The 19,409-nt window shown below is 49.1% G+C and carries 20 protein-coding genes; 1 reads left to right on the top strand and 19 read right to left on the bottom strand.

Going from position 1 to position 19,409, the window contains the following annotated elements:
• Positions 1 to 316 precede the first annotated feature (316 nt).
• Positions 317 to 865: a hypothetical protein gene (locus ACQSGY_RS27570; protein WP_216520599.1), complete on the bottom strand. Its 549-nt coding sequence runs from the start codon at positions 863 to 865 to the stop codon at positions 317 to 319.
• Positions 866 to 953: 88 nt separating this feature from the next.
• On the opposite strand from ACQSGY_RS27570, the gene ACQSGY_RS27565 reads away from it, so the two are divergent.
• A complete protein-coding gene (locus ACQSGY_RS27565; RefSeq protein WP_427181779.1) occupies positions 954 to 1,547 on the top strand; it encodes a TetR/AcrR family transcriptional regulator in 594 nt (197 codons plus the stop codon).
• Between the two features lie 165 nt (positions 1,548 to 1,712).
• On the opposite strand, the gene ACQSGY_RS27560 is transcribed toward ACQSGY_RS27565, so the two are convergent.
• From ACQSGY_RS27560 to nadA, 18 genes are all read right to left on the bottom strand, one after another.
• A complete protein-coding gene (locus ACQSGY_RS27560; RefSeq protein WP_216520603.1) occupies positions 1,713 to 3,050 on the bottom strand; it encodes a TrkH family potassium uptake protein in 1,338 nt (445 codons plus the stop codon).
• Positions 3,051 to 3,159: 109 nt separating this feature from the next.
• Positions 3,160 to 4,671 carry a lysine--tRNA ligase gene (gene lysS, locus ACQSGY_RS27555; RefSeq protein ID WP_111273281.1) on the bottom strand — a complete coding sequence of 504 codons (1,512 nt, stop codon included), beginning with the start codon at positions 4,669 to 4,671 and terminating at the stop codon, positions 3,160 to 3,162.
• Positions 4,672 to 4,785: 114 nt separating this feature from the next.
• Entirely contained in the window at positions 4,786 to 5,265 is a 480-nt protein-coding gene (greA, locus tag ACQSGY_RS27550; RefSeq protein WP_110899248.1) for a transcription elongation factor GreA, read from the bottom strand.
• Positions 5,266 to 5,519: 254 nt separating this feature from the next.
• Positions 5,520 to 6,539 carry a tRNA dihydrouridine synthase DusB gene (gene dusB, locus ACQSGY_RS27545; RefSeq protein ID WP_216520607.1) on the bottom strand — a complete coding sequence of 340 codons (1,020 nt, stop codon included), beginning with the start codon at positions 6,537 to 6,539 and terminating at the stop codon, positions 5,520 to 5,522.
• A gap of 18 nt (positions 6,540 to 6,557) precedes the next feature.
• Positions 6,558 to 6,761, bottom strand: coding sequence for a helix-turn-helix domain-containing protein (locus ACQSGY_RS27540; RefSeq protein ID WP_253299521.1), 204 nt, complete (start codon positions 6,759 to 6,761; stop codon positions 6,558 to 6,560).
• Positions 6,722 to 7,270 carry a 2-amino-4-hydroxy-6-hydroxymethyldihydropteridine diphosphokinase gene (folK, locus tag ACQSGY_RS27535; protein WP_111273289.1) on the bottom strand — a complete coding sequence of 183 codons (549 nt, stop codon included), beginning with the start codon at positions 7,268 to 7,270 and terminating at the stop codon, positions 6,722 to 6,724. Before folK ends, ACQSGY_RS27540 begins: the two co-directional genes overlap by 40 nt.
• 8 nt (positions 7,271 to 7,278) lie before the next feature.
• The gene (gene folB / locus ACQSGY_RS27530) at positions 7,279 to 7,641 is read right to left on the bottom strand and encodes a dihydroneopterin aldolase (protein ID WP_110899249.1); all 363 of its coding nucleotides are present in this window, start codon (positions 7,639 to 7,641) and stop codon (positions 7,279 to 7,281) included.
• Between the two features lie 93 nt (positions 7,642 to 7,734).
• Positions 7,735 to 8,601, bottom strand: a complete 867-nt coding sequence (gene folP, locus ACQSGY_RS27525; protein WP_427181775.1) for a dihydropteroate synthase — start codon at positions 8,599 to 8,601, stop codon at positions 7,735 to 7,737.
• Complete coding sequence (locus ACQSGY_RS27520; RefSeq protein ID WP_427181773.1) at positions 8,598 to 9,491, bottom strand: aminotransferase class IV; 894 nt, start codon at positions 9,489 to 9,491, stop codon at positions 8,598 to 8,600. Before ACQSGY_RS27520 ends, folP begins: the two co-directional genes overlap by 4 nt.
• Before the next feature lies 1 nt (position 9,492).
• On the bottom strand, positions 9,493 to 10,071 hold the full coding sequence (gene pabA / locus ACQSGY_RS27515) for an aminodeoxychorismate/anthranilate synthase component II (protein WP_110899202.1): 579 nt from the start codon (positions 10,069 to 10,071) through the stop codon (positions 9,493 to 9,495).
• A 49-nt stretch (positions 10,072 to 10,120) separates the two neighbouring features.
• Complete coding sequence (locus ACQSGY_RS27510) at positions 10,121 to 11,725, bottom strand: anthranilate synthase component I family protein (protein WP_427181771.1); 1,605 nt, start codon at positions 11,723 to 11,725, stop codon at positions 10,121 to 10,123.
• 224 nt (positions 11,726 to 11,949) lie between these two features.
• Positions 11,950 to 12,888: a cysteine synthase A gene (gene cysK / locus ACQSGY_RS27505; RefSeq protein ID WP_188594813.1), complete on the bottom strand. Its 939-nt coding sequence runs from the start codon at positions 12,886 to 12,888 to the stop codon at positions 11,950 to 11,952.
• A gap of 242 nt (positions 12,889 to 13,130) precedes the next feature.
• Positions 13,131 to 14,081 (bottom strand): peptidyl-prolyl cis-trans isomerase, encoded by a 951-nt coding sequence (locus ACQSGY_RS27500; protein ID WP_289376213.1) that lies wholly within the window; start codon positions 14,079 to 14,081, stop codon positions 13,131 to 13,133.
• Between the two features lie 23 nt (positions 14,082 to 14,104).
• On the bottom strand, positions 14,105 to 14,995 hold the full coding sequence (hslO, locus tag ACQSGY_RS27495; RefSeq protein ID WP_426333835.1) for an Hsp33 family molecular chaperone HslO: 891 nt from the start codon (positions 14,993 to 14,995) through the stop codon (positions 14,105 to 14,107).
• A gap of 110 nt (positions 14,996 to 15,105) precedes the next feature.
• Complete coding sequence (locus ACQSGY_RS27490) at positions 15,106 to 15,876, bottom strand: type III pantothenate kinase (RefSeq protein ID WP_427181769.1); 771 nt, start codon at positions 15,874 to 15,876, stop codon at positions 15,106 to 15,108.
• 6 nt (positions 15,877 to 15,882) lie between these two features.
• Positions 15,883 to 16,749 (bottom strand): carboxylating nicotinate-nucleotide diphosphorylase, encoded by an 867-nt coding sequence (nadC, locus tag ACQSGY_RS27485; protein ID WP_426333834.1) that lies wholly within the window; start codon positions 16,747 to 16,749, stop codon positions 15,883 to 15,885.
• Positions 16,746 to 18,383: an L-aspartate oxidase gene (nadB, locus tag ACQSGY_RS27480; protein ID WP_427181767.1), complete on the bottom strand. Its 1,638-nt coding sequence runs from the start codon at positions 18,381 to 18,383 to the stop codon at positions 16,746 to 16,748. Before nadB ends, nadC begins: the two co-directional genes overlap by 4 nt.
• Positions 18,384 to 18,418: 35 nt before the next feature.
• Complete coding sequence (nadA, locus tag ACQSGY_RS27475; protein WP_427181766.1) at positions 18,419 to 19,357, bottom strand: quinolinate synthase NadA; 939 nt, start codon at positions 19,355 to 19,357, stop codon at positions 18,419 to 18,421.
• Between the last annotated feature and the right edge of the window lie 52 nt (positions 19,358 to 19,409).

The raw sequence follows: 19,409 nt of genomic DNA, 5'->3' as shown, positions 1-19,409 counted from the left end.
CCGAACCAACTTTGCAAGCTCTTTTTTTCAAGCTTCTTTCGAAGCTTTTTTGTAAGTTGCTTGCCGCACCGTGTAAATTGTGTTTTCTTGGCCGGAATTAGAATATACCATGTATAGAATATGAATGCAAGTGTTATTTTTATTTTTTAAAGCGATATGCACCTTAGCTACAGGAGTATTTATCTAAACATACGGATATAAGTACTGCCACATACAACACTCCGCTTTTACTCAGAGTAAAGCACCAAACACTTGTGGCTGACCACCTTGTGATGAAGCAAAGCACGCGTGCTAAAATAATCACTCATGAAACTTGTCATCCGGCTTTCTCTGCCGATGCCTTTTTCGGCCATAGGGTATAGCTAAAGCTAATCAAGAAATCAATCCCCAATATCATTGTCCAAACTCGAATCAAACCTGAAAACACTTCTGTGCGATCTGCATCACCAATCCACCATATCATCATGAACAGAATAGCACTCCCTATACCCCATGCCACAAGATGTCTAATCCAGCCCATGCGCTCGTTTTTTGCATGTTCCCTTCCATATAATTTATTCCTTCTGGGATTGTCCCCTCCTCTAAACCAATATTGAAAGTAACGATCTGCCCAAGCAATCATCTGATGGCCAAAAGCAATGCTGACACCTATATAGATTGCTGCTATGCCATGAACCGTACTTGCTACAGCTCCGCGCTGCAGGTCCAATACCGTCGCAACCAGGAGCATAACATCTACAACCGGTGTAGCTGCCAGTAAGGCGAGCCCCAATCTTTTTTTGCCCAGCATATAGCGTACACTAAGACCCGCGGCGACAAACACCCAGAAAGCAATTTCACATGCCACAATGAAATAAGCGATCATTTAGCTCCCTCCTTTTATATAATACGACTGTACTACAATTAATTTAACACATTTGTACCATAATAATCAACAGTGATATAATAGAGCTATGCCTAAAATTGTAGACCACGACAAACAACGCGTGCTCGTAGCTGAAGCCGCTTGGCGTGTCATCCGAAGAAACGGTATGGAGCAGGCCTCTGTTCGAAATATCGCTGAGGAGGCTGGCATATCTGTCGGTTCGATGCGTCACTATTTTTCTACACAATCGGAGCTGCTGTTATATGCCATGAATCTTGTATCAGAACGGGTGACATCCCGGATTCAGCGCATGACCTTCAACGGTCCTCCCATGGAGAATATGAAACGATTATTGCTTGAATTGATGCCAAACACGGATGAGAAAATGGCTGAAATGGAGGTGTGGTACGCTTTTACTGCCAAATCCAAAACTGATCCTGCATTTAAAAAGCTTGCGGATACTGTTTATAACGATATCAGACGCGCTGTTGAAATCGTCATCACTTCACTGACGAAGCTCAACTTTTTCAGACCTGATCTGGACCAGGAACTGGAGATTGAGAGGTTGTACGCGCTTGTTGACGGCTTGGCAATTCATGCTGTACTTAGACCCGATCAGGTGAACGGCAAGCTTATGGATGAAGCTCTCACGCTACATCTAACCTCTCTATGTTCTAAGTAAGATAATAGAAGTTGTCCTTCGATTACACATTTATGCCTGAAGTATCTAGATCTCTGCAAATAAAAAACGCAGTCTATTCAATGCCCATCCCTTTAGCATCCGGGACGCTCACACTGAATACCTGCGTTTTTTACGTTTTGCATCTTGCATTTTTAAAAATTTTATTTACCCAATAATGATTCGGCCCTCTGGATGGCGATACAGCTTTTTCTCCTTACGCGGACGCAATGCGTATGCAATCGTTAATGGCCCGATCCGACCCACAAACATGGTGAAGGTAATAATAATTTTTCCCCAATTCGTCATCTCATGGGTTACACCAACAGACAAGCCTACCGTACCGATAGCCGATGCTGCCTCAAACATCAGTGAGAGAAAAGGTGCATCCTCTGTTGTAAGCAACAGCATGACCACAATCATAAAGATACTGAGAGAAACCATAATAATAGTCAATGCTCGCATGAGTAGATCTTTCGGAACCCGCTGACGGAAAAACACAATATCCTTGTTCCCGCGAATCATCGCGTAAACCGCCCCAATCATAATCAGGAACGTGGTCGTCTTGATGCCTCCCCCCGTTGAGCCTGGAGAAGCCCCGATAAACATGAGCAAAATAAAGAAAAATTGAGTCGCCTGCCGCATCTGTGTAATATCAATTGTACTTGTTCCCGATGAGCGTGTAGAGACCGATTGGAAGAATGATGCGTATATTTTCTCACTCCATGTAAGTGAGGCAAGTGTATGAGTGTTTGTGAATTCGAAAATAAACAATACAATCGCCCCGATCCCAATCAACGCACCCGATACAGAGAGCACCAGCTTGGATTGTAACGACAAACGGCGGCGTTTGCGATATTCAAACAGGTCATTCAATACAACAAAGCCGAGGCCACCCGATACGACAAGAATGGATGCCGTGATGTTAAATATCCAGTCCCCCGTATAATATTGAAAACTGTTGCCAAACAGATCAAAGCCGCCGTTGTTAAACAAGGAAACCGAATGGAATATACCATAGTACACAGCTTGCATGAACGGCATCTCGGCAGCCCACCGCAATGCCAGAATAACCGCAGCAACTCCTTCAATCGTAAAAGAGAAAATTAATACCTTGCGGATAATGCGTACAATCCCCTCCATGCTATCTGCATTAATCGCTTCCTTCAGCAAGAGCCTGTCCTTGAGGGATATACGTTTGCCCAGCACAAGCGCAAACAGGGTGGCCATCGTCATAAAGCCCAACCCGCCCAGCTGCATAAGGATCATAATCACAATCTGACCAAACAGGTTAAAGGTTGTTCCAACATCCACTACAACCAGTCCGGTTACACAAGCCGCAGATGTGGCCGTAAAAAGAGCATCAATAAAGGCCAGATGAGTGCCGCTTTGATTGGAGATCGGCAGCATCAGCAGCACTGTACCCACGGATATGATCAACAGAAATCCACCAACCAGAATCAGCGGAGGGGATAGGAATTGGGCTATGTACAGCCTGAACTTCATGGAGGGCACCTCTTTTAACATACTTTGTAAACCCAAAGAGGAACTTGCCCCGGCATTAAACGAGCGGGCAGGTTCCTCTTCTATTATGAACGAAGACTACGTTCCTTATTTACTCTTGTGTACGTGGACGCATATGCGGGAAAAGCAGTACGTCACGGATGGATGGCGAATTGGTCAGCAGCATGATCAGACGGTCAATACCAATGCCTAGACCACCTGTTGGCGGCATACCATATTCGAGCGCACGGATGAAGTCATCATCCATCTCATGTGCCTCATCATTACCGTGCTCTTTCTCCAGCATCTGTGCTTCAAAGCGTTGGCGCTGATCAATTGGATCATTCAGCTCAGTGAAGGCATTCGCATGCTCGCGTCCAACGATAAACAGCTCAAAGCGGTCCGTGAAACGTGGATCAGCATCACTTTTCTTCGCCAGTGGCGAAATTTCAAGCGGATGTCCCATGATGAAGGTTGGCTGAATCAATGTCTCTTCAACAAACTCTTCGAAGAAAGCGTTCAGAATATGACCAAATGTCATATGTGGTTCAACTTTTACATTGTGCTTTTTGGCCAAATCATGAGCTTCCTCATCAGTCATATGCACGGAGAAATCTACGCCCACTACTTCTTTAACGGCATCCACCATTGTAACACGGCGCCATTGCGGCTTAAGATTCACTTCATGATCTCCGTATTGGATGACCTGTGTGCCGAGCACTTCCTGTGCGATGTGAGCGACCAGGTTTTCGGTCAAAGCCATGATATCCTTGTAATCCGCATAAGCTTCATACAGCTCGATCATTGTAAATTCCGGATTGTGCCTTGTAGACATGCCTTCGTTCCGGTATACACGGCCAATCTCATACACTTTTTCCAAACCGCCAACAATCAGACGTTTCAGATGAAGTTCAATCGCAATCCGCATGTACAGTTCCATATCCAGTGCATTGTGATGTGTGATAAACGGACGTGCCGCGGCACCACCTGCGATCGCATGCAGCGTTGGCGTCTCCACTTCCAGATAACCATGGGAGTCGAGGTAACGACGCATGGATTGAATGATTTTGGAACGCATAATGAAGGTTTGCTGCACATCAGGGTTCATGATCAGGTCCACATAGCGCTGACGATAACGCAGTTCAACGTCGGTCAGACCATGATATTTATCTGGAAGCGGATAGAGTGATTTCGACAACACTTCCAGGTCTTTTACTTTAATGGTAGTCTCGCCTGTTTTTGTTTTGAATACAACGCCGGTTACCCCAACGATATCTCCAAGGTCAAGCAGACTGAATGCCGTAAATTTATCCTCTGGCACGCTATCCTGACGAACATAGATCTGGATTCGGCCGCTCAGGTCCTGAATATGCGCAAAGCTTGCTTTACCCATGCCCCGCTTCGCCATAATCCGTCCGGCAATACTGACTTCGATGTGCTTCTCTTCCAGCTCTTCCTTGGTCAGTTCTTCATACTTTTTCAGAATGGAGCCGGCCTCTTCGGTACGTACGTATTTTTGGCCAAAAGGGTCGATCCCCAAGTTGCGGAGCTCGTCCAATTTGTCGCGGCGAATCTGTAACAGCTCGCTAAGTTCGGTTTCCTGATTCAAGACTTCATCCGTCATGATCTGTATTCATCTCCTTATTTACATTGCAGTCCTTGCGTTTACGCTTGTCCGTAATGTTGAAAAAAGCTTCCCTAAGGAAGCTTTTGTCTACTGCGCCTGACTGCTTCGTTACTACAGCTTTTTAATATCTACAATTTTATATTGAATTACGCCAGCAGGCACACTTACATCAACCACGGTACCTTTTTTCTTGCCCAAAATGGCTTTACCTACAGGACTTTCGTTGGAAATCTTGTTCTGAAGCGGATTGGATTCCGCAGTACCTACAATCGTATATTCCGTGATGTCACCAAACTCCAAATCTTCTACGATAACGGTAGCACCCACGCTCACAGCATCGGTATCGATCTCGTCACTGTTAATGATCCGCGCATTACGAAGCATTTTCTCCAGCGTAATGATACGTCCTTCAATGAAAGCTTGCTCATTCTTCGCATCTTCATATTCGGAGTTCTCACTGATATCACCATAGCCGATGGCTACTTTGATCCGTTCAGCCACTTCGCGGCGCTTCACTGATTTCAGTGTTTCCAGTTCTTCTTCCAGCTTCTTGAGTCCTTCTGGTGTAAGGATAACTTCCTTGTCGCTCATCTCAACCGATTCTCCTGTCATGGGAATAATTTGATTGTACGGCAACGGAATCAGTGCTGATGACAGAACTCCGCCCGCATACATCTTCAAAACTATATGAAGTTCTCCAGAGAAATAGAATATTCCTCCTGATGCACTAATACTTAGTAAACGCACATGGCGAATTTATACTGAGAAATTATAGGGGAACGGTCTCGAAAAGTCAATGTTACGTCCCCTGTGGCTGTAAACGTTTTACAAGCCGACTGAGGTAATCAGGAGGCGTTTTCGGCGATTGCCGGTTCGGACTCCAGATTGCCCTCCATTTTCAGCTGAGCCACAAAGTTCTCCAGAATACCCACCATCTCGTCCCGCTTGGTGCCCTCCATAATAACGTCTTTAATTCGCGCTGATCCCTTTAATCCCTTCAAATACCACGCCAGATGTTTACGCATCTCACGAACCGCAACCGTTTCATTCTTGAGTGCGATCAGTCGATCCATGTGCAGGACAGCTACACGAATTTTCTCTTCGGCATCCGGGTCCGGAGGCAGCTGGCCTGAGCTCAGGTACTGGATTGTACGATACAGCATCCACGGATTGCCTAGCGCAGCACGCCCGATCATTACGCCATCACAGCCGGTCTCATCCAGCATGCGGCGAGCATCCTCCGGGGATGATACGTCACCATTACCGATTACGGGAATCGAAACGGCTTCTTTAACATTTTTGATATGTGACCAATCCGCTGTGCCGGTATATAGCTGCTCTCTAGTCCGGCCGTGTACGCTGACAGCACTTCCGCCGGCACGTTCCACCGCAAGAGCATTTTCCACCACATAGATATGCTCGTTATCCCAGCCGATCCGCATTTTCACGGTAACGGGTTTCTCGACGGCTTCTACAACGGCGGATACCATCTCGTAAATTTTGTTCGGGTCCAGCAGCCAGCGCGCACCTGCATCACACTTGGTTACTTTTGGCACGGGGCATCCCATGTTAATATCGATGATATCTGCGTTCGTTTCCTGATCTACGATTCTGGCTGCCTCAACCAGGGATTCCCGGTCGCCTCCCCAGATCTGCAGACTAAGCGGCTTCTCGCGTTCATCGACAAACAACATCTCACGTGTTCGCTGGTTGCCATGCACAATGGCTTTACCGCTGACCATCTCCGCGCAAACAAGACCTGTACCAAACTCCTTGGCGATCAGACGGAAAGCCGGGTTGCACACCCCCGCCATCGGTGCCAGAACGACCTGATTTTTCATTTCAATATTGCCAATCTTCAGCATGCTTGCTGTTTCACCCCTTTATCCATTCTTGAAACCCTGTAACTCCTCAACACTGATCGCAAGCACTTCAGCAATTTTGCTAAGCTCCTGCTGCGTCACCCTGCGATTTCCACGTTCAATCGTTCCCAGAATGGCCAGGGATATGCCCGTCTCGGCCGCAAGCTCATGCTGCGTTAACCCTTTCAGCTTCCGGAATGCCCGGATTCGGTTGGCCAATTGCATGTTTTCCAACGCTGTATTCCATCCTTTCCATCCAGTACAGACAACGATGCGTGTACAAAGGTATACAAACCTGATGTCTCGTCCTGCGGCACGATGTCCGACAGCGGCACCAGCACAAATGCCCGCTCCCCCATCCGGGGATGCGGCAGCTGAAGCAATTCGGTATCCCGCGTCTCGCCGTGCATCCAGAGCAAATCCAGATCTACGGTACGCGGCCCCCAGCGAATATCCCGAACTCGCCCAAGGCGATTCTCTACATCCAGCAGTTCCTTAAGCAGATGCTCAGGAGCCAGACTTGTCCGAACTGCAGCAGCCATATTCAAAAACGCAGGCTGATCCACATACCCTACCGGCTCCGTCTCATACAGCGCAGAGCAGCGCAGCACAGATATGTGAGGGTGGGCATCCAGCAGCGTCAGCGCCTCAAGCAGCGTCTGCTCCCGATCACCCAAATTAGCCCCTAAAGCAATATAAGCCTCTGAGGATTCAGAGGTCGAATGTGCAATCATAATGGTTCTCACTTTCTTGAGCGGCGAAGCTCTACCGTTACGCCTCCAAAATGAATATCAAACGGCGGATGAGGCTTCGTCACCTTGACTGTCAATGCATTGATAATAGTATAAGTGTCTAGTAAAGAAGATGCAATATGTTCGCCCAAAGCTTCAATTAACTGGAATGATGTGTTCTCAACCATCTGCTTCACCAGCTCATGAATCTCGGCATAATTAATTGTTTTGGTCAGATCATCATTACGCCCTGCCTCACCCAGGTCCATATCAATCTCCAGATCAATGTAATACCGTTGACCCAGCTTCCGCTCTTCTGCAAAAACACCGTGGTACCCGTAATACTCCATACGATGCAGCACCATTCTGTCCATCCGTTTCGCCCGCCCTCTATCTGAAATATATTGAAGATGAATTGATGTGAAAAACGCTTCTCTCCCCCATGGAGGGGCTGTATCAGCCCTCCATTATGATCTTCTCCGCATGCCTGGAGAGCGATATAACATCGCATCACACATGTCCGCCGTCCGCCGGATCGGCTTCACATCATGGACGCGCACCAGTTGGCAGCCTTGGGCAATGCCAAATGCCACCGTCGCCGCTGTGCCTTCCAGCGCATCATCCGCACCGACATCCAGCGTATGCTGGATAAACCGCTTGCGGGAAGTGGCGAGCAGCACAGGGTAGCCCAGCTCATTCAGCATGCCCAGAGAAGACATCAGCTGCAAATTCTCGGAGATATCCTTCACAAAGCCGATGCCCGGGTCCAGTATAATCTGATGCTCCTGCACACCCGCCGCAAGTGCAAGCTGAATGCTGTCCTGCACATCACGCACAACATCACGCAGATAGTCGGTATAATCATGTGCCTGACGATTATGCATCAGTATAACGGGACATCCCAGCTCGGCGGCAGTCCGGGCCATTGCCGGATCTGCCTTGGCTCCCCATACATCGTTGATGATATGGGCACCGGCCTGAATGGCCTCACGCGCAACATCTGCCTTGTAGGTGTCAACCGAGATCGGTATGTGCGGCGCCTCAGCATTCAGAGCTTCAATCACGGGGATAATGCGCTCAAGCTCCTCGTCTGCGCTGACAACCTTCGAGCCAGGACGAGTGGATTCCCCGCCGATATCAATCAGATCGGCTCCGTCTGCCATCATCTGCTTCGCGTGAGCGACAGCTCGTTCCACGCTATTGTAGCGTCCACCATCCGAGAATGAATCAGGTGTCACGTTTAAAATACCCATAATCTGTGTCCGGGCTCCCAGCGTAAGTGAAGCTGGCCCCCATTCATATTTTCGTTCATAGATGACTGGTGCAAGTGTCATGAAGTATACCCCGCTTTCTCCCGGTACATACGCAATAATACAGCCGTAGCCGGGCCAATCTGTCCACTGCTGATCGTTGTCTCTTGACCGTTCAGATCTCGCAGCGTTGTCACCGGAACCAATTCGGCTACCGATCCGGTCACAAATATTTCATCCGCCTGCCACAGCTCCTCCCACGGCGACCGTGTTTCCTTGCAAGCAATGCCTTGCTCGGCGGCAATCTCCATGACCACCGCTCTGGTGATGCCCGGCAGAATGCCGGTGGAGAGCGAAGGCGTGTAGAGCACACGCTCGCGTACCCAGAATACATTGCTAACCATCCCCTCCGCAACGAACCCTTCCCGGGTAAGCTGCAGTCCCTCTGCACCCTGCACTCGCTGGTCCTGCTGAACAAGATGGTTTAGTTCACGCTTTGCCAATATGCTGTTCATATAATGCAGCGACTTGAGCCTGACTTGCCCTTCCGGCGTATTGCGCGGAGTAGAGAGGCGTTGAAGCATTTTGCCACTCTCATACAGAGTGGGAGAAGGTTCAGGCAGCGCTTTTGCCAATACAATGTGGGTTGGAGAGGTGTAGTCTCCTGAAGGTAAACCGAGCGGCGCTTCGCCAGCAGATACGGTGTAACGCACATAAGCATCCTCAAGCTGGTTCGCCTGCATCAGACGAGATATCCAATCGGCTACCTCACTCGCCGTGACCTCAAAAGGGATACCCAGCTCTGCACAGCCGGAAGCCATTCGCTCCAGATGCCGTTCCAGAAGATAGGGCCTGCCCCGGTACGTCCGAAATGTCTCGAACAGCCCGAGTCCGTACAAAAAGCCGTGATCCGTTACAGGAACCACGGCTGATGCCAGCTGAACCAGCTTTCCGTTCATCGCGGCATATTGCATGTTATACGGTTGCCTTCTGCTGTGACAGGAAGTTGCGAAGCATCTGATGACCATGGTCTGTAATAATGGATTCCGGGTGGAACTGTACCCCTTCGATCGCATACTCCTTGTGACGCAGACCCATAATTTCACCTTCTGCCGTCTCCGCTGTAATCTCCAGGCAATCCGGCAGACTGCTGCGCTCTACAATCAAGGAATGGTAGCGCGTTGCTGTAAACGGAGAAGGCAGCCCGGTAAACACGGACGTACCCTGATGGTGCATCTCGGACGTTTTGCCATGCATCATACGATCTGCACGAATAACATTGCCACCGAACGCCTGTCCAATAGCCTGATGTCCAAGGCATACGCCAAAGATCGGAATGCTGCCTTTAAAATGATCAATAACCGCCAGGCTGATCCCCGCCTCATTCGGCGTGCACGGCCCTGGAGAGATCAGAATATGATCCGGTGCCAGCGCTTCAATGCCTGCCAGATCAATTTCGTCGTTGCGGCGAACTTCCACCGTCTCCCCCAATTCACCCAGATATTGAACCAGGTTGTACGTAAAGGAATCGTAATTGTCGATAACCAGAATCATATGCCCGCTCCTCCTCATCTTCCGCCGCAGCAAGCGGCAGGTACCTTGTTTATTTTAGATTCGTTACGCCGTTCATTTCGTCAGTTTGCTTCTCTGCTTCAGCTCGTTCACTATAATTTACAGCTCTCATCATCGCCCTGGCCTTGTTCCGACACTCTCTGTATTCACGATAGGGGTCGGAATCAATGACAATACCTGCACCAGCCTGCACATACCCTGTACCATCCTTAATTGCAAGGGTGCGGATGATGATATTCAGCTCCATATTACCACTGTAATCTATCCACCCGATGGAGCCCGTATATGGCCCCCTACGTACTGGCTCAAGCTCTTCAATAATCTCCATGGTGCGTACTTTAGGGGCACCCGTTATCGTCCCGCCTGGAAACGTTGCGGCAATCACATCAAATACCGACAATCCTTCTGCCAGTCTGCCTTCTACCTGTGATACAAGATGCATCACATGGGAATACTTCTCGATGGTCATTAGCTCAGGCACATGGACCGTGCCGTATGCAGCAATTCGTCCAATATCATTACGCTCCAGGTCAACCAGCATAATATGCTCGGCCCGCTCCTTCTCACTGCCAAGCAGCTCATCCGCCATCGCCTGATCTTCTGCCGCATCACGCCCTCTTCTTCTCGTTCCGGCAATCGGGCGTGCGCTTACTTTGCCATTCTCCACTTTGACCAGTAATTCCGGCGAACCGCTGACCAGCTGGAAGTCTGGACTGCGAAGCATCCCCATATACGGTGAAGGATTCACAATTCGCAGCCATTCATAGATGTGCTCACCACCCGACTGCAGTTTCTTCTCATGTCTGAGCGACAAATTCACCTGAAACACATCACCTTGACGAATATACTCCTGTACCTTGTGCACCGCCTGTTCAAAGTCCTTCTGCGGGAAGGTGGTATACCATCCTTCCGTTTCCTGCTCCGATTCTTCCGGCCGCAATGCAAGATGCACCTGTCTATGACGCAGCTCCAGGGCCTGCTGCTGCTCTTCTGCCTGGGCAAAGCCCAAAATATGAAGCCATCGCTGCTGCATGGCTGCTGCGCGCCGCTCTGCTGCCGCATAGAGGCTGCGAAGATCCGTATGCTCCTGCTGCTCTGGATTCAATTCCAGATGCACCATGCAGAAGAGCGCTTGCTGCTCATGGTCGTAAGCCCATACCTCTTCAAAACGCATCCACCAGTAATCCGGCAGCGCAGGCTGGTCTTCAGCCAGTGTTGGCAGCTTCTCCAGCGACCTCGCCACATCGTAGCTGAGATACCCGGCACAGCCACCTGCAAAATCCGGTGCTCCATTCACCCTCGGTGCGCGGTAAGGAGCCATCCATCTTTTTAATACGTCCAGCGGCTTGCCCCGATCTGTCCGAGTAATCCCTTGAGATACGTCAACAATTGTAGCCTCCAGCCCTTTGCCAGAAACGATGGAAACGGGATTTAAGCCAAGGAATGTGTATCTTCCTCCCTTGCCATTCTCCAGCACAATCGCATCAGGGGATGCATACTGCCATGCCGCTTCCCACGTCAGCGGTAAACCGCCATGATAGGGCCCCTCATCCGACCTCGTAATATAAGGCAGCATCGTCCAGCCTTGAGCAGCCCACGCTTCCCAGTCGGCGTATGTAGTCATCTGGTGTGTCATTGCGGCCCGCCGCCCTTTCCTCTGTCGCTATATATGTTGTGTATTACATGTTCAACTTATATAGTTCTTATTGTTTGATAGTATACTAAAGCGTCGTTGCTTTTAAAAGCATTACGCAAAAAATCCTCCCCACCCGTCAGGGCAGGAAGGATTCATTTTTACAAAGCATACAACAGAATCATCTCGTCAGAATATATGATGCATGCCAAATCGTTATATTATGCTTACGCTTCAAAGTTATACAGCGGTGTGCTCAGGTAACGTTCACCGTTACTTGGCACGATTACAACTACACGTTTACCTGCCCCAAGCTGTTTCGCTACCTGGAGACCTGCACGAATCGCTGCACCGGAAGAAATACCGGACAGGATGCCCTCTTCTTTTGCAACTGTACGAGCTGTTTCGAACGCATCCTCATTCTCGATGTGAATAATTTCGTCGTAAATTTCCTGATCCAGAATCTCGGGAATAAAGTTGGCTCCGATCCCCTGAATTTTGTGAGGGCCAGGTTTGCCTCCGGCAAGGATTGGCGATGCTGCTGGCTCTACTGCTACAATTTTAATGCCAGGGAATGCTTCTTTAAGCACTTCACCCGCACCTGTAATTGTTCCGCCAGTACCAATACCGGCAACGAATGCATCCACTGTTCCACCAACGGACTGAATTGCTTCAACAATTTCAGGGCCTGTCGTTTCGCGGTGAATTTTCACATTTGCTTTGTTCTTGAACTGCTCTGCCATGAAATACGTTGGATTCTCTTTGAGCAGCTCTTCGGCTTTCTTAACTGCACCGTTCATTCCTTCTGCCCCAGGAGTAAGCACCAGTTCAGCACCATAAGCACGAAGCAGGTTGCGACGCTCCAAGCTCATCGTTTCAGGCATAACAATAACAGCCTTGTAGCCTTTAGCCGCAGCGACCATCGCGAGGCCGATTCCTGTGTTACCGCTTGTTGCTTCAATGATGGTACCGCCTGGTTTCAGCTTGCCTTCTTTTTCCGCTTCTTCAACAATGCTTACTGCGATACGATCTTTAACACTTGATCCCGGGTTCTGATACTCCAGTTTCACCAATACTTCAGCGCTGCCTTCAGGTACGATACGGTTCAGACGGACAAGCGGTGTACCTCCGATGAGTTCTGTTACGTTATTAACTACTTTAGCCATATGAATGCCCTCCTTAGTGGGATGAATATATTAAAATTCATGTATGTCAGATCTCGATGTGTTTTTTATATCCGAGTAAACGAGTAGGTATTTATTATTTTCATATTATCAACGTTACAGGACATTGTCAATATGAGTACTCAAAAAAATACTTTGCCTTAGGCCCAAGGGCTGTAGACAAAGTATTTTTATCCAGATGCAATATCTATAAGACGGGACAATAGTCATTTATAATCATGATCTCACGATGCTGGAATATCAGAGATAATGACGGCTTTGTATTTATCTCGCAGCATCTCTTCCACCTGTGACAACGGATCAGCCTGACTTAGCGCCAGCTGCAAGCGAATCTCTTCATGCACTTCCTCAGGCGATTGTTCCTGGCGCTCGACTTTATCATTCAGCTTGATGATCGCATAGCCTTCTTCCACCTCTACCGGACCACCAAGTTCACCAACTTGCAGTTGGGCCGCAAGCTTCAGCATCGCCTTAGGTTGAAACGGATCATTCTGTTCAATCCAGCCAAGCTTGCCGCCGGAGTCACGGGAATAGCTATCCACGGATTGCGTGCGAGCCGCCTCTTCAAAGTTCTGCCCGTTCCTTAGAGCAGTCAGTAAAGCTTCCGCTTCCGATTTCTCTTTGACAACGATCATCGACAGGTCATACTTCTCAGGTGTGATGTAATCTTCACGATGCTCTGCCCAATACTGTTTAATATCATCATCTTTGATCTGTATGCCAGCGGTAGCAATCTTCTCCAGCAGCAAACGATAACCCGCCTCCAGCTCCAGATCCTGTTTTGACAGGCCAAGCTGCGATTTCATCGCATCATAATAAGACTTCTCGGAGTCATACCCATCCATGGATTCAGCCATTTCTCGGGCAATCTCCTTCGGAGTCACGACCAGATTCTGCTGAACAGCCTCGGCATATACCGCTTTCCGATTCAGCATCTGAAGCAGAATTTCGCTGCCGTAACGTCGTTTTAATTCAGCAATCCAGGCTTGATCTGTAATGACTTCCCCATTAATGGTTGCAACCGTGCTGCCCTCTTCCTGATTTGTATCCTGAGGTTTCTCTGCTTCGTCTTTACCTTGGTTGAGCACCTGCATAGCCATCACTGTACCCATAACCATTACGCCCAATGTCAAAATAACAACTGCCGTCCACAGTCCCTTTTCCTGTCTGTTCATACCTCATCCCGTCCCTGCATCGATCAGCTCTTGGCTTGTTCTAGGATGGTTTCCAGCTGCTCTTTGTTAAAATCATATGTTTCGTTACAAAATTGGCAAACCACTTCGGCCTGTCCTTCTTCCTCAATTAACTGCTCCAGTTCAACCTGACCCAGACTGATTAACGTTTTCTCCAACCGCTCACGTGAACAGCTGCAATTAAAACGAATATCCAGTTCGCCCATAACCTGCACATCTGGCAGAAGACGGCGCAGCAGCTCCTCCAGCTCAAGTCCCTCATTCAGCAAGGTTGTTACGGGTGGCAGAGCACCGATCGCATTCTCAATCTCCGTAATCTCCGGGTCCGTTAACCCTGGCAGCAGCTGAATAATAAAACCTCCCGCGACAATAACGGAGTTATCCGTATCTACCAGGACCCCTACACCAACTGCGGAAGGCGTCTGTTCTGATTGTGCAAAATAATACGTAAAGTCTTCGCCCAGTTCCCCCGAAATAATAGGGATGCTGCCGCGATACGGCTCCTTCAATCCCAAATCCTTCGTGATGTTGATGAAACCTTCTGTACCTACGGCTCCGGCAACGTCCAGCTTGCCAAGTCGGTTACTTGGCAGATGTACATGCGGATGAGTAACGTAACCCCGTACCTCACCCTTGGCATTGGCATCAGCTACGATCTGACCAATTGGACCGTCGCCCTTAACCTGGATGGTCAGCTTCTCTTCACCTTTCAGCATCGCTCCCATAATAGCCGCTGTTGTGACTGTACGCCCCATGGCTGCTGTAGCCGTGGGAAACGTATCATGTCTTCTTCGCAGTTCTTCCACCAGTTCCGTTGTCTGAACGGCAAAGGCTCTTACCTTTCCGTTCATCGCTGTACCACGGATCAACCGGTCAAGCTTGTTGTTGTTTTCCAAGTCATTCAGCCTCCTTTGGCGTGTGATTTTGATTCCATTCCTTTAACAGAAAAAAACGGCTCAACATTAAAGCTGATACTCCAGCCTGCTGTACGCCGCCCTTTGTATGTCTACCTCTCCCTGTTCCGCTCATAGATGACTCGCAGCCCTTCAAGCGTAAGCAGCGGGTCCACCTTCTCGATACTTCGGGTCTCTTCAGCAATCAATGAAGCAAGGCCACCTGTTGCAACAACCATGGGATCAGCATTCATCTCTTGACGAATCCGCTCCACAATGCCGTCCACTTGTCCGGCATATCCATAGATAATGCCTGCCTGCATCGCATGCACCGTATTACGTCCAATCACTTTCTTGGGCTTCTCCAGCTCTATTCGCGGCAGTTTGGCTGCCCACTCATAAAGCGCCTCGGTAGCAATGTGAATGCCGGGCACGATGGCTCCTCCTAAATAATGACCCTTTTCATCAATACAGTCAAACGTTGTGGCTGTTCCAAAATCAACGACCACAAGCGGGCCGCCATACTTCTCTACGGCCGCCACAGCGTTTACGATCCGATCCGCTCCAACCTCACGCGGGTTCTCGTATCGCAGATTCAGGCCGGTTTTGATGCCCGGCCCCACAAGCAGTGGTTTTCTGCCCACATATTTCTCACACATCGCCTCAATAACATTCACCAGCGGTGGAACCACCGATGAAATAATAACACCCTCGATGTCATGGGCCGAGATACGGGACATATGAAATAAATTATAAATCAATACGCCGTATTCATCCACTGTGGACTGACGGGATGTGCTCAGACGAAAATGGTGCAACAGTTCACGGCCCTGATATACCCCGAGCACAATGTTACTGTTGCCCACATCGACAACTAGAATCAAAGAGGTTCACCCCTCTTTCTTTTCGTTTAAATCCAGGCTGATATCCAGGCTCTCAAAAGAATAGGTTAACCTGCCAACTGAAATTACATCCACACCCGTTTCCGCAATTCCACGAATAGTTTGCAGAGAAACGTTACCAGAAGCCTCCACTTTCACATGCGGAGCCTGTTCACGAATCAGTGCAACCGCCTCCCGCATCCGATCAGGCTGCATGTTATCCAGCATAATGATATCTGCCCCGGCATGCAAGGCCTCCTGTACCTGGGCCAGATTTTCCGTCTCTACTTCAATCGTCATCGTATGCGGAATGACCGCACGCGCACGCTGCACCGCTTCGGTAATTCCGCCTGCACCTTTGATATGATTATCCTTGATCATAACGGCATCATATAACCCGAATCGATGATTAGCGCCGCCGCCAACACGTACAGCATACTTTTCCAGCAGGCGATGGCCTGGCGTTGTTTTGCGTGTATCGACCAGTCTCGTCTTCAGGCCCTCGAGTGCATCCACGTAAGAACGTGTACGCGTAGCAATACCCGACATCCGCTGCAACAGGTTCAGGGCGAGCCGTTCCCCGGTCAGGAGGGAGTGTGTGCTGCCCTCAACTTCAGCCAGTATCGTACCCGGATGGACAGCATCACCGTCACTCACTTTTGCCGTATAACGAAGTGCCGGATCAACGACTTGAAATACAAGCTCAGCAATGGGCATGCCTGCAATGATTCCTTGATCCTTGGCATGGATGACAGCTTTGGATTCACTGCCTGTGGGGATGGTCACACTGGTGGTGACATCTCCTGCACCTACATCCTCGTGCAGCCAGCCTTTAATCGTCTCGATCAATTGTTGATTGTATCCATTCAATATCATGACATCCATTCCTCCACAATCGCTTGTTCTCGCTGCTGCAAACTATGCTTCTGCCACATCGCATCGTCTCGGGCCGGGTAATCTTCACGATAATGCGCCCCGCGACTCTCCTCACGATGAAGTGCTCCGCAAGTCACCAGCCATGCACAGGTAAGAAGGTTCGCATATTCCAGCTCTTCTCTGTAGTTGAGGCTTTGATCCAAAAACGGAAGCTCCTGCTGCAAATTATCCAGGGCCTGCTGCAGATTTTTGCCGTTTCTTCGCAGACCGACTTTACGAACCATCATTTTCTGCAGGCTCAGCCGTTTTTCTGATATCGGTTTGGATTGCTGCTTCTGTTCAGCACTGCTGTTATCCATGCTCCGAGATTTCACATCTCTACCAAGCGACGGTGCTAGGGAAGGTAGCGATTCAATACGTTCCACAATTCTGCGGCCAAATACAATCGCTTCAGACAAGGAATTGCTTGCCAGGCGATTCGCTCCATGTACACCTGTAGATGACACTTCGCCGCAGGCAAATAATCGTGGAATGCTGCTTTCGCCGCTCAGATCGGTTTTGACCCCGCCCATCATGTAATGTGCTGCAGGTGCAACCGGTATCCAGTCTGATGTCATATCAAGACCATATCGCATACAGGTTTCATAGATCGTAGGGAAGCGATGCTTTACCATCTCCGGCGGCTCATGTGTAATATCAAGGTAAACAAATGTACTGTTCGTTAATTCTATCTCGCTGACAATTGCTCTGGCTACGATATCGCGTGGCGCAAGCTCCAGCTGGGGATGATATTTTTCCATAAAACGCTCCCCTTTTACGTTGCGCAGATATGCGCCTTCCCCGCGTACTGCCTCGGATACCAGAAAGCGCGGAGCACCGGGATAACACAAAGAGGTAGGGTGGAACTGAATAAATTCCATATCACGCACAACGGCACCTGCACGATATGCCATAGCGACTCCATCAGCGGTTGCAACATCAGGATTGGTTGTATAGCGGTAGAGCTGTCCAGCCCCGCCAGAGCACAGCACCGTGGCCTTGGCTCTGACAAATACTTTTGAGCCGTCTTCCTTCAAAACCAAAGCACCAATACATTCGCCCTGATCCGTAATCAAGTCGATGACAAAATGCTCATCCCATACATCAATTACCGGATGTTCATGTACCTCAACGGCAAGTGCACGAACAATCTCATATCCTGTTGCGTCTCCATTGGCATGCAAAATACGGCGGTGGCTATGCGCACCTTCCTGCGTCAACGCCAGTTCGCCGTTCTCCAGGTCAAACAATGTCCCCAGACGGATCAGTTCCCTGACGCCTTCTGGCCCTTCATTCACCAATACTTCTACTGCTTCGGAGCGGCATAAACCCGCTCCGGCAACAAGGGTATCCTGCAGGTGGTATGCAGGCGAATCATCTTCAGCAATAACAGCCGCAATGCCTCCCTGCGCATATCGGGTGTTACTCTCAAGTAAAGACTTCTTCGTAATCATCAGCACGCGATGCTGTTCACTGGCCTTAATCGCCGTAAACAGCCCGGCAATGCCTGAACCGATCACGAGCACATCGGTCTCCACCATGGGCAGCGCAGAGAGATCAAAATCATGTATATATTGCGGTATCTGCGGTTTCATCTCATTCACCTGTCTCGGAGCAAGAGTAACGCATGTTACTTCACCAGTAACATGCGCTCTAGTGATTCTCTGGCTTTATCAGCAACAGCCGGCGGAACATAGATCTGTGGTTTCATCGTTTCCAGACATTTAACCAGCTTCTTCAGATTGTTGACCTTCATATTCGGACATACAAGGAACTTCGTCGCGAAGTGGAACTGTTTATCCGGACTGTCGAGACGAAGCTGGTACCCCGTTCCGTCTTCTGTACCTACGATAAATTCCTTTGTTGCTGACTTTTTGCAATATTCAAGAATGGCCGTTGTGCTGCCTACAAAATCCCCCATCGCCACAACTTCAGGACGACATTCCGGGTGCACCACGAATTCGGCATTAGGGTATTTGGCTTTCATCTCCACCACATCTTTGACCGTTAACATATCATGTGTATTGCAGTAGCCTTCCCAGATAATCATCTTTTTGTCTGTGTGCTGCTGCACATAATGTCCAAGATTTTTATCAGGTACCCAAATAATTTCATCAGAATCTACGGACTGGATAACCCGAACTGCATTCGCCGATGTACAGCAAATATCCGTTTCTGCTTTGATCTCAGCCGAGGAGTTAATGTATGTGACTACTTTCGCATTCGGATGCTGTGCCTTCAGCTTGCGCAATCCGTCTACGTTCACCATATCAGCCATCGGACAACCGGCACGTTCATCTGGAATCAGAACCGTTTTGTTTGGAGCCAGAATTTTAGCGCTTTCACCCATAAAATGAACACCACAGAACACGATCACATCAGCATCCGTCTGTGCAGCCTTCTGGGCCAGCAGGAATGAGTCTCCACGGAAGTCAGCGACTTCCTGTACTTCGTCACGTTGATAGTAATGAGCCAGAATAATGGCATTACGTTCCTTTTTGAGTTCCATCAGCCGCTCACGCAGCTCACGATTCATCTCAGCCTTGCGCTCTAAAGCCAGAGCTTCCACTTGTGATCCTCTCCTTATCGGGACAGCGCCAAGCGCTGTTTCATAGGGCTAA

It is taken from the genome of Paenibacillus sp. TC-CSREp1 (assembly GCF_050171015.1).
Taxonomy (GTDB): Bacteria; Bacillota; Bacilli; order Paenibacillales; family Paenibacillaceae; genus Paenibacillus; species Paenibacillus silvae.
This window is presented reverse-complemented; position numbering and strand designations above follow the sequence as displayed.

What these genes read in the sequence shown, in the direction of transcription:
- ACQSGY_RS27570 (WP_216520599.1), bottom strand. Translation starts at nt 865, where the DNA reads ATGATCGCTTATTTCATTGTGGCATGTGAAATTGCTTTCTGGGTGTTT.
- ACQSGY_RS27565 (WP_427181779.1), top strand. Translation starts at nt 954, where the DNA reads ATGCCTAAAATTGTAGACCACGACAAACAACGCGTGCTCGTAGCTGAA.
- ACQSGY_RS27560 (WP_216520603.1), bottom strand. Translation starts at nt 3,050, where the DNA reads ATGAAGTTCAGGCTGTACATAGCCCAATTCCTATCCCCTCCGCTGATT.
- lysS (WP_111273281.1), bottom strand. Translation starts at nt 4,671, where the DNA reads ATGACGGATGAAGTCTTGAATCAGGAAACCGAACTTAGCGAGCTGTTA.
- greA (WP_110899248.1), bottom strand. Translation starts at nt 5,265, where the DNA reads ATGAGCGACAAGGAAGTTATCCTTACACCAGAAGGACTCAAGAAGCTG.
- dusB (WP_216520607.1), bottom strand. Translation starts at nt 6,539, where the DNA reads ATGCTGAAGATTGGCAATATTGAAATGAAAAATCAGGTCGTTCTGGCA.
- ACQSGY_RS27540 (WP_253299521.1), bottom strand. Translation starts at nt 6,761, where the DNA reads ATGCAATTGGCCAACCGAATCCGGGCATTCCGGAAGCTGAAAGGGTTA.
- folK (WP_111273289.1), bottom strand. Translation starts at nt 7,270, where the DNA reads ATGATTGCACATTCGACCTCTGAATCCTCAGAGGCTTATATTGCTTTA.
- folB (WP_110899249.1), bottom strand. Translation starts at nt 7,641, where the DNA reads ATGGACAGAATGGTGCTGCATCGTATGGAGTATTACGGGTACCACGGT.
- folP (WP_427181775.1), bottom strand. Translation starts at nt 8,601, where the DNA reads ATGACACTTGCACCAGTCATCTATGAACGAAAATATGAATGGGGGCCA.
- ACQSGY_RS27520 (WP_427181773.1), bottom strand. Translation starts at nt 9,491, where the DNA reads ATGCAATATGCCGCGATGAACGGAAAGCTGGTTCAGCTGGCATCAGCC.
- pabA (WP_110899202.1), bottom strand. Translation starts at nt 10,071, where the DNA reads ATGATTCTGGTTATCGACAATTACGATTCCTTTACGTACAACCTGGTT.
- ACQSGY_RS27510 (WP_427181771.1), bottom strand. Translation starts at nt 11,725, where the DNA reads ATGACACACCAGATGACTACATACGCCGACTGGGAAGCGTGGGCTGCT.
- cysK (WP_188594813.1), bottom strand. Translation starts at nt 12,888, where the DNA reads ATGGCTAAAGTAGTTAATAACGTAACAGAACTCATCGGAGGTACACCG.
- ACQSGY_RS27500 (WP_289376213.1), bottom strand. Translation starts at nt 14,081, where the DNA reads ATGAACAGACAGGAAAAGGGACTGTGGACGGCAGTTGTTATTTTGACA.
- nadC (WP_426333834.1), bottom strand. Translation starts at nt 16,749, where the DNA reads ATGATATTGAATGGATACAATCAACAATTGATCGAGACGATTAAAGGC.
- nadB (WP_427181767.1), bottom strand. Translation starts at nt 18,383, where the DNA reads ATGAAACCGCAGATACCGCAATATATACATGATTTTGATCTCTCTGCG.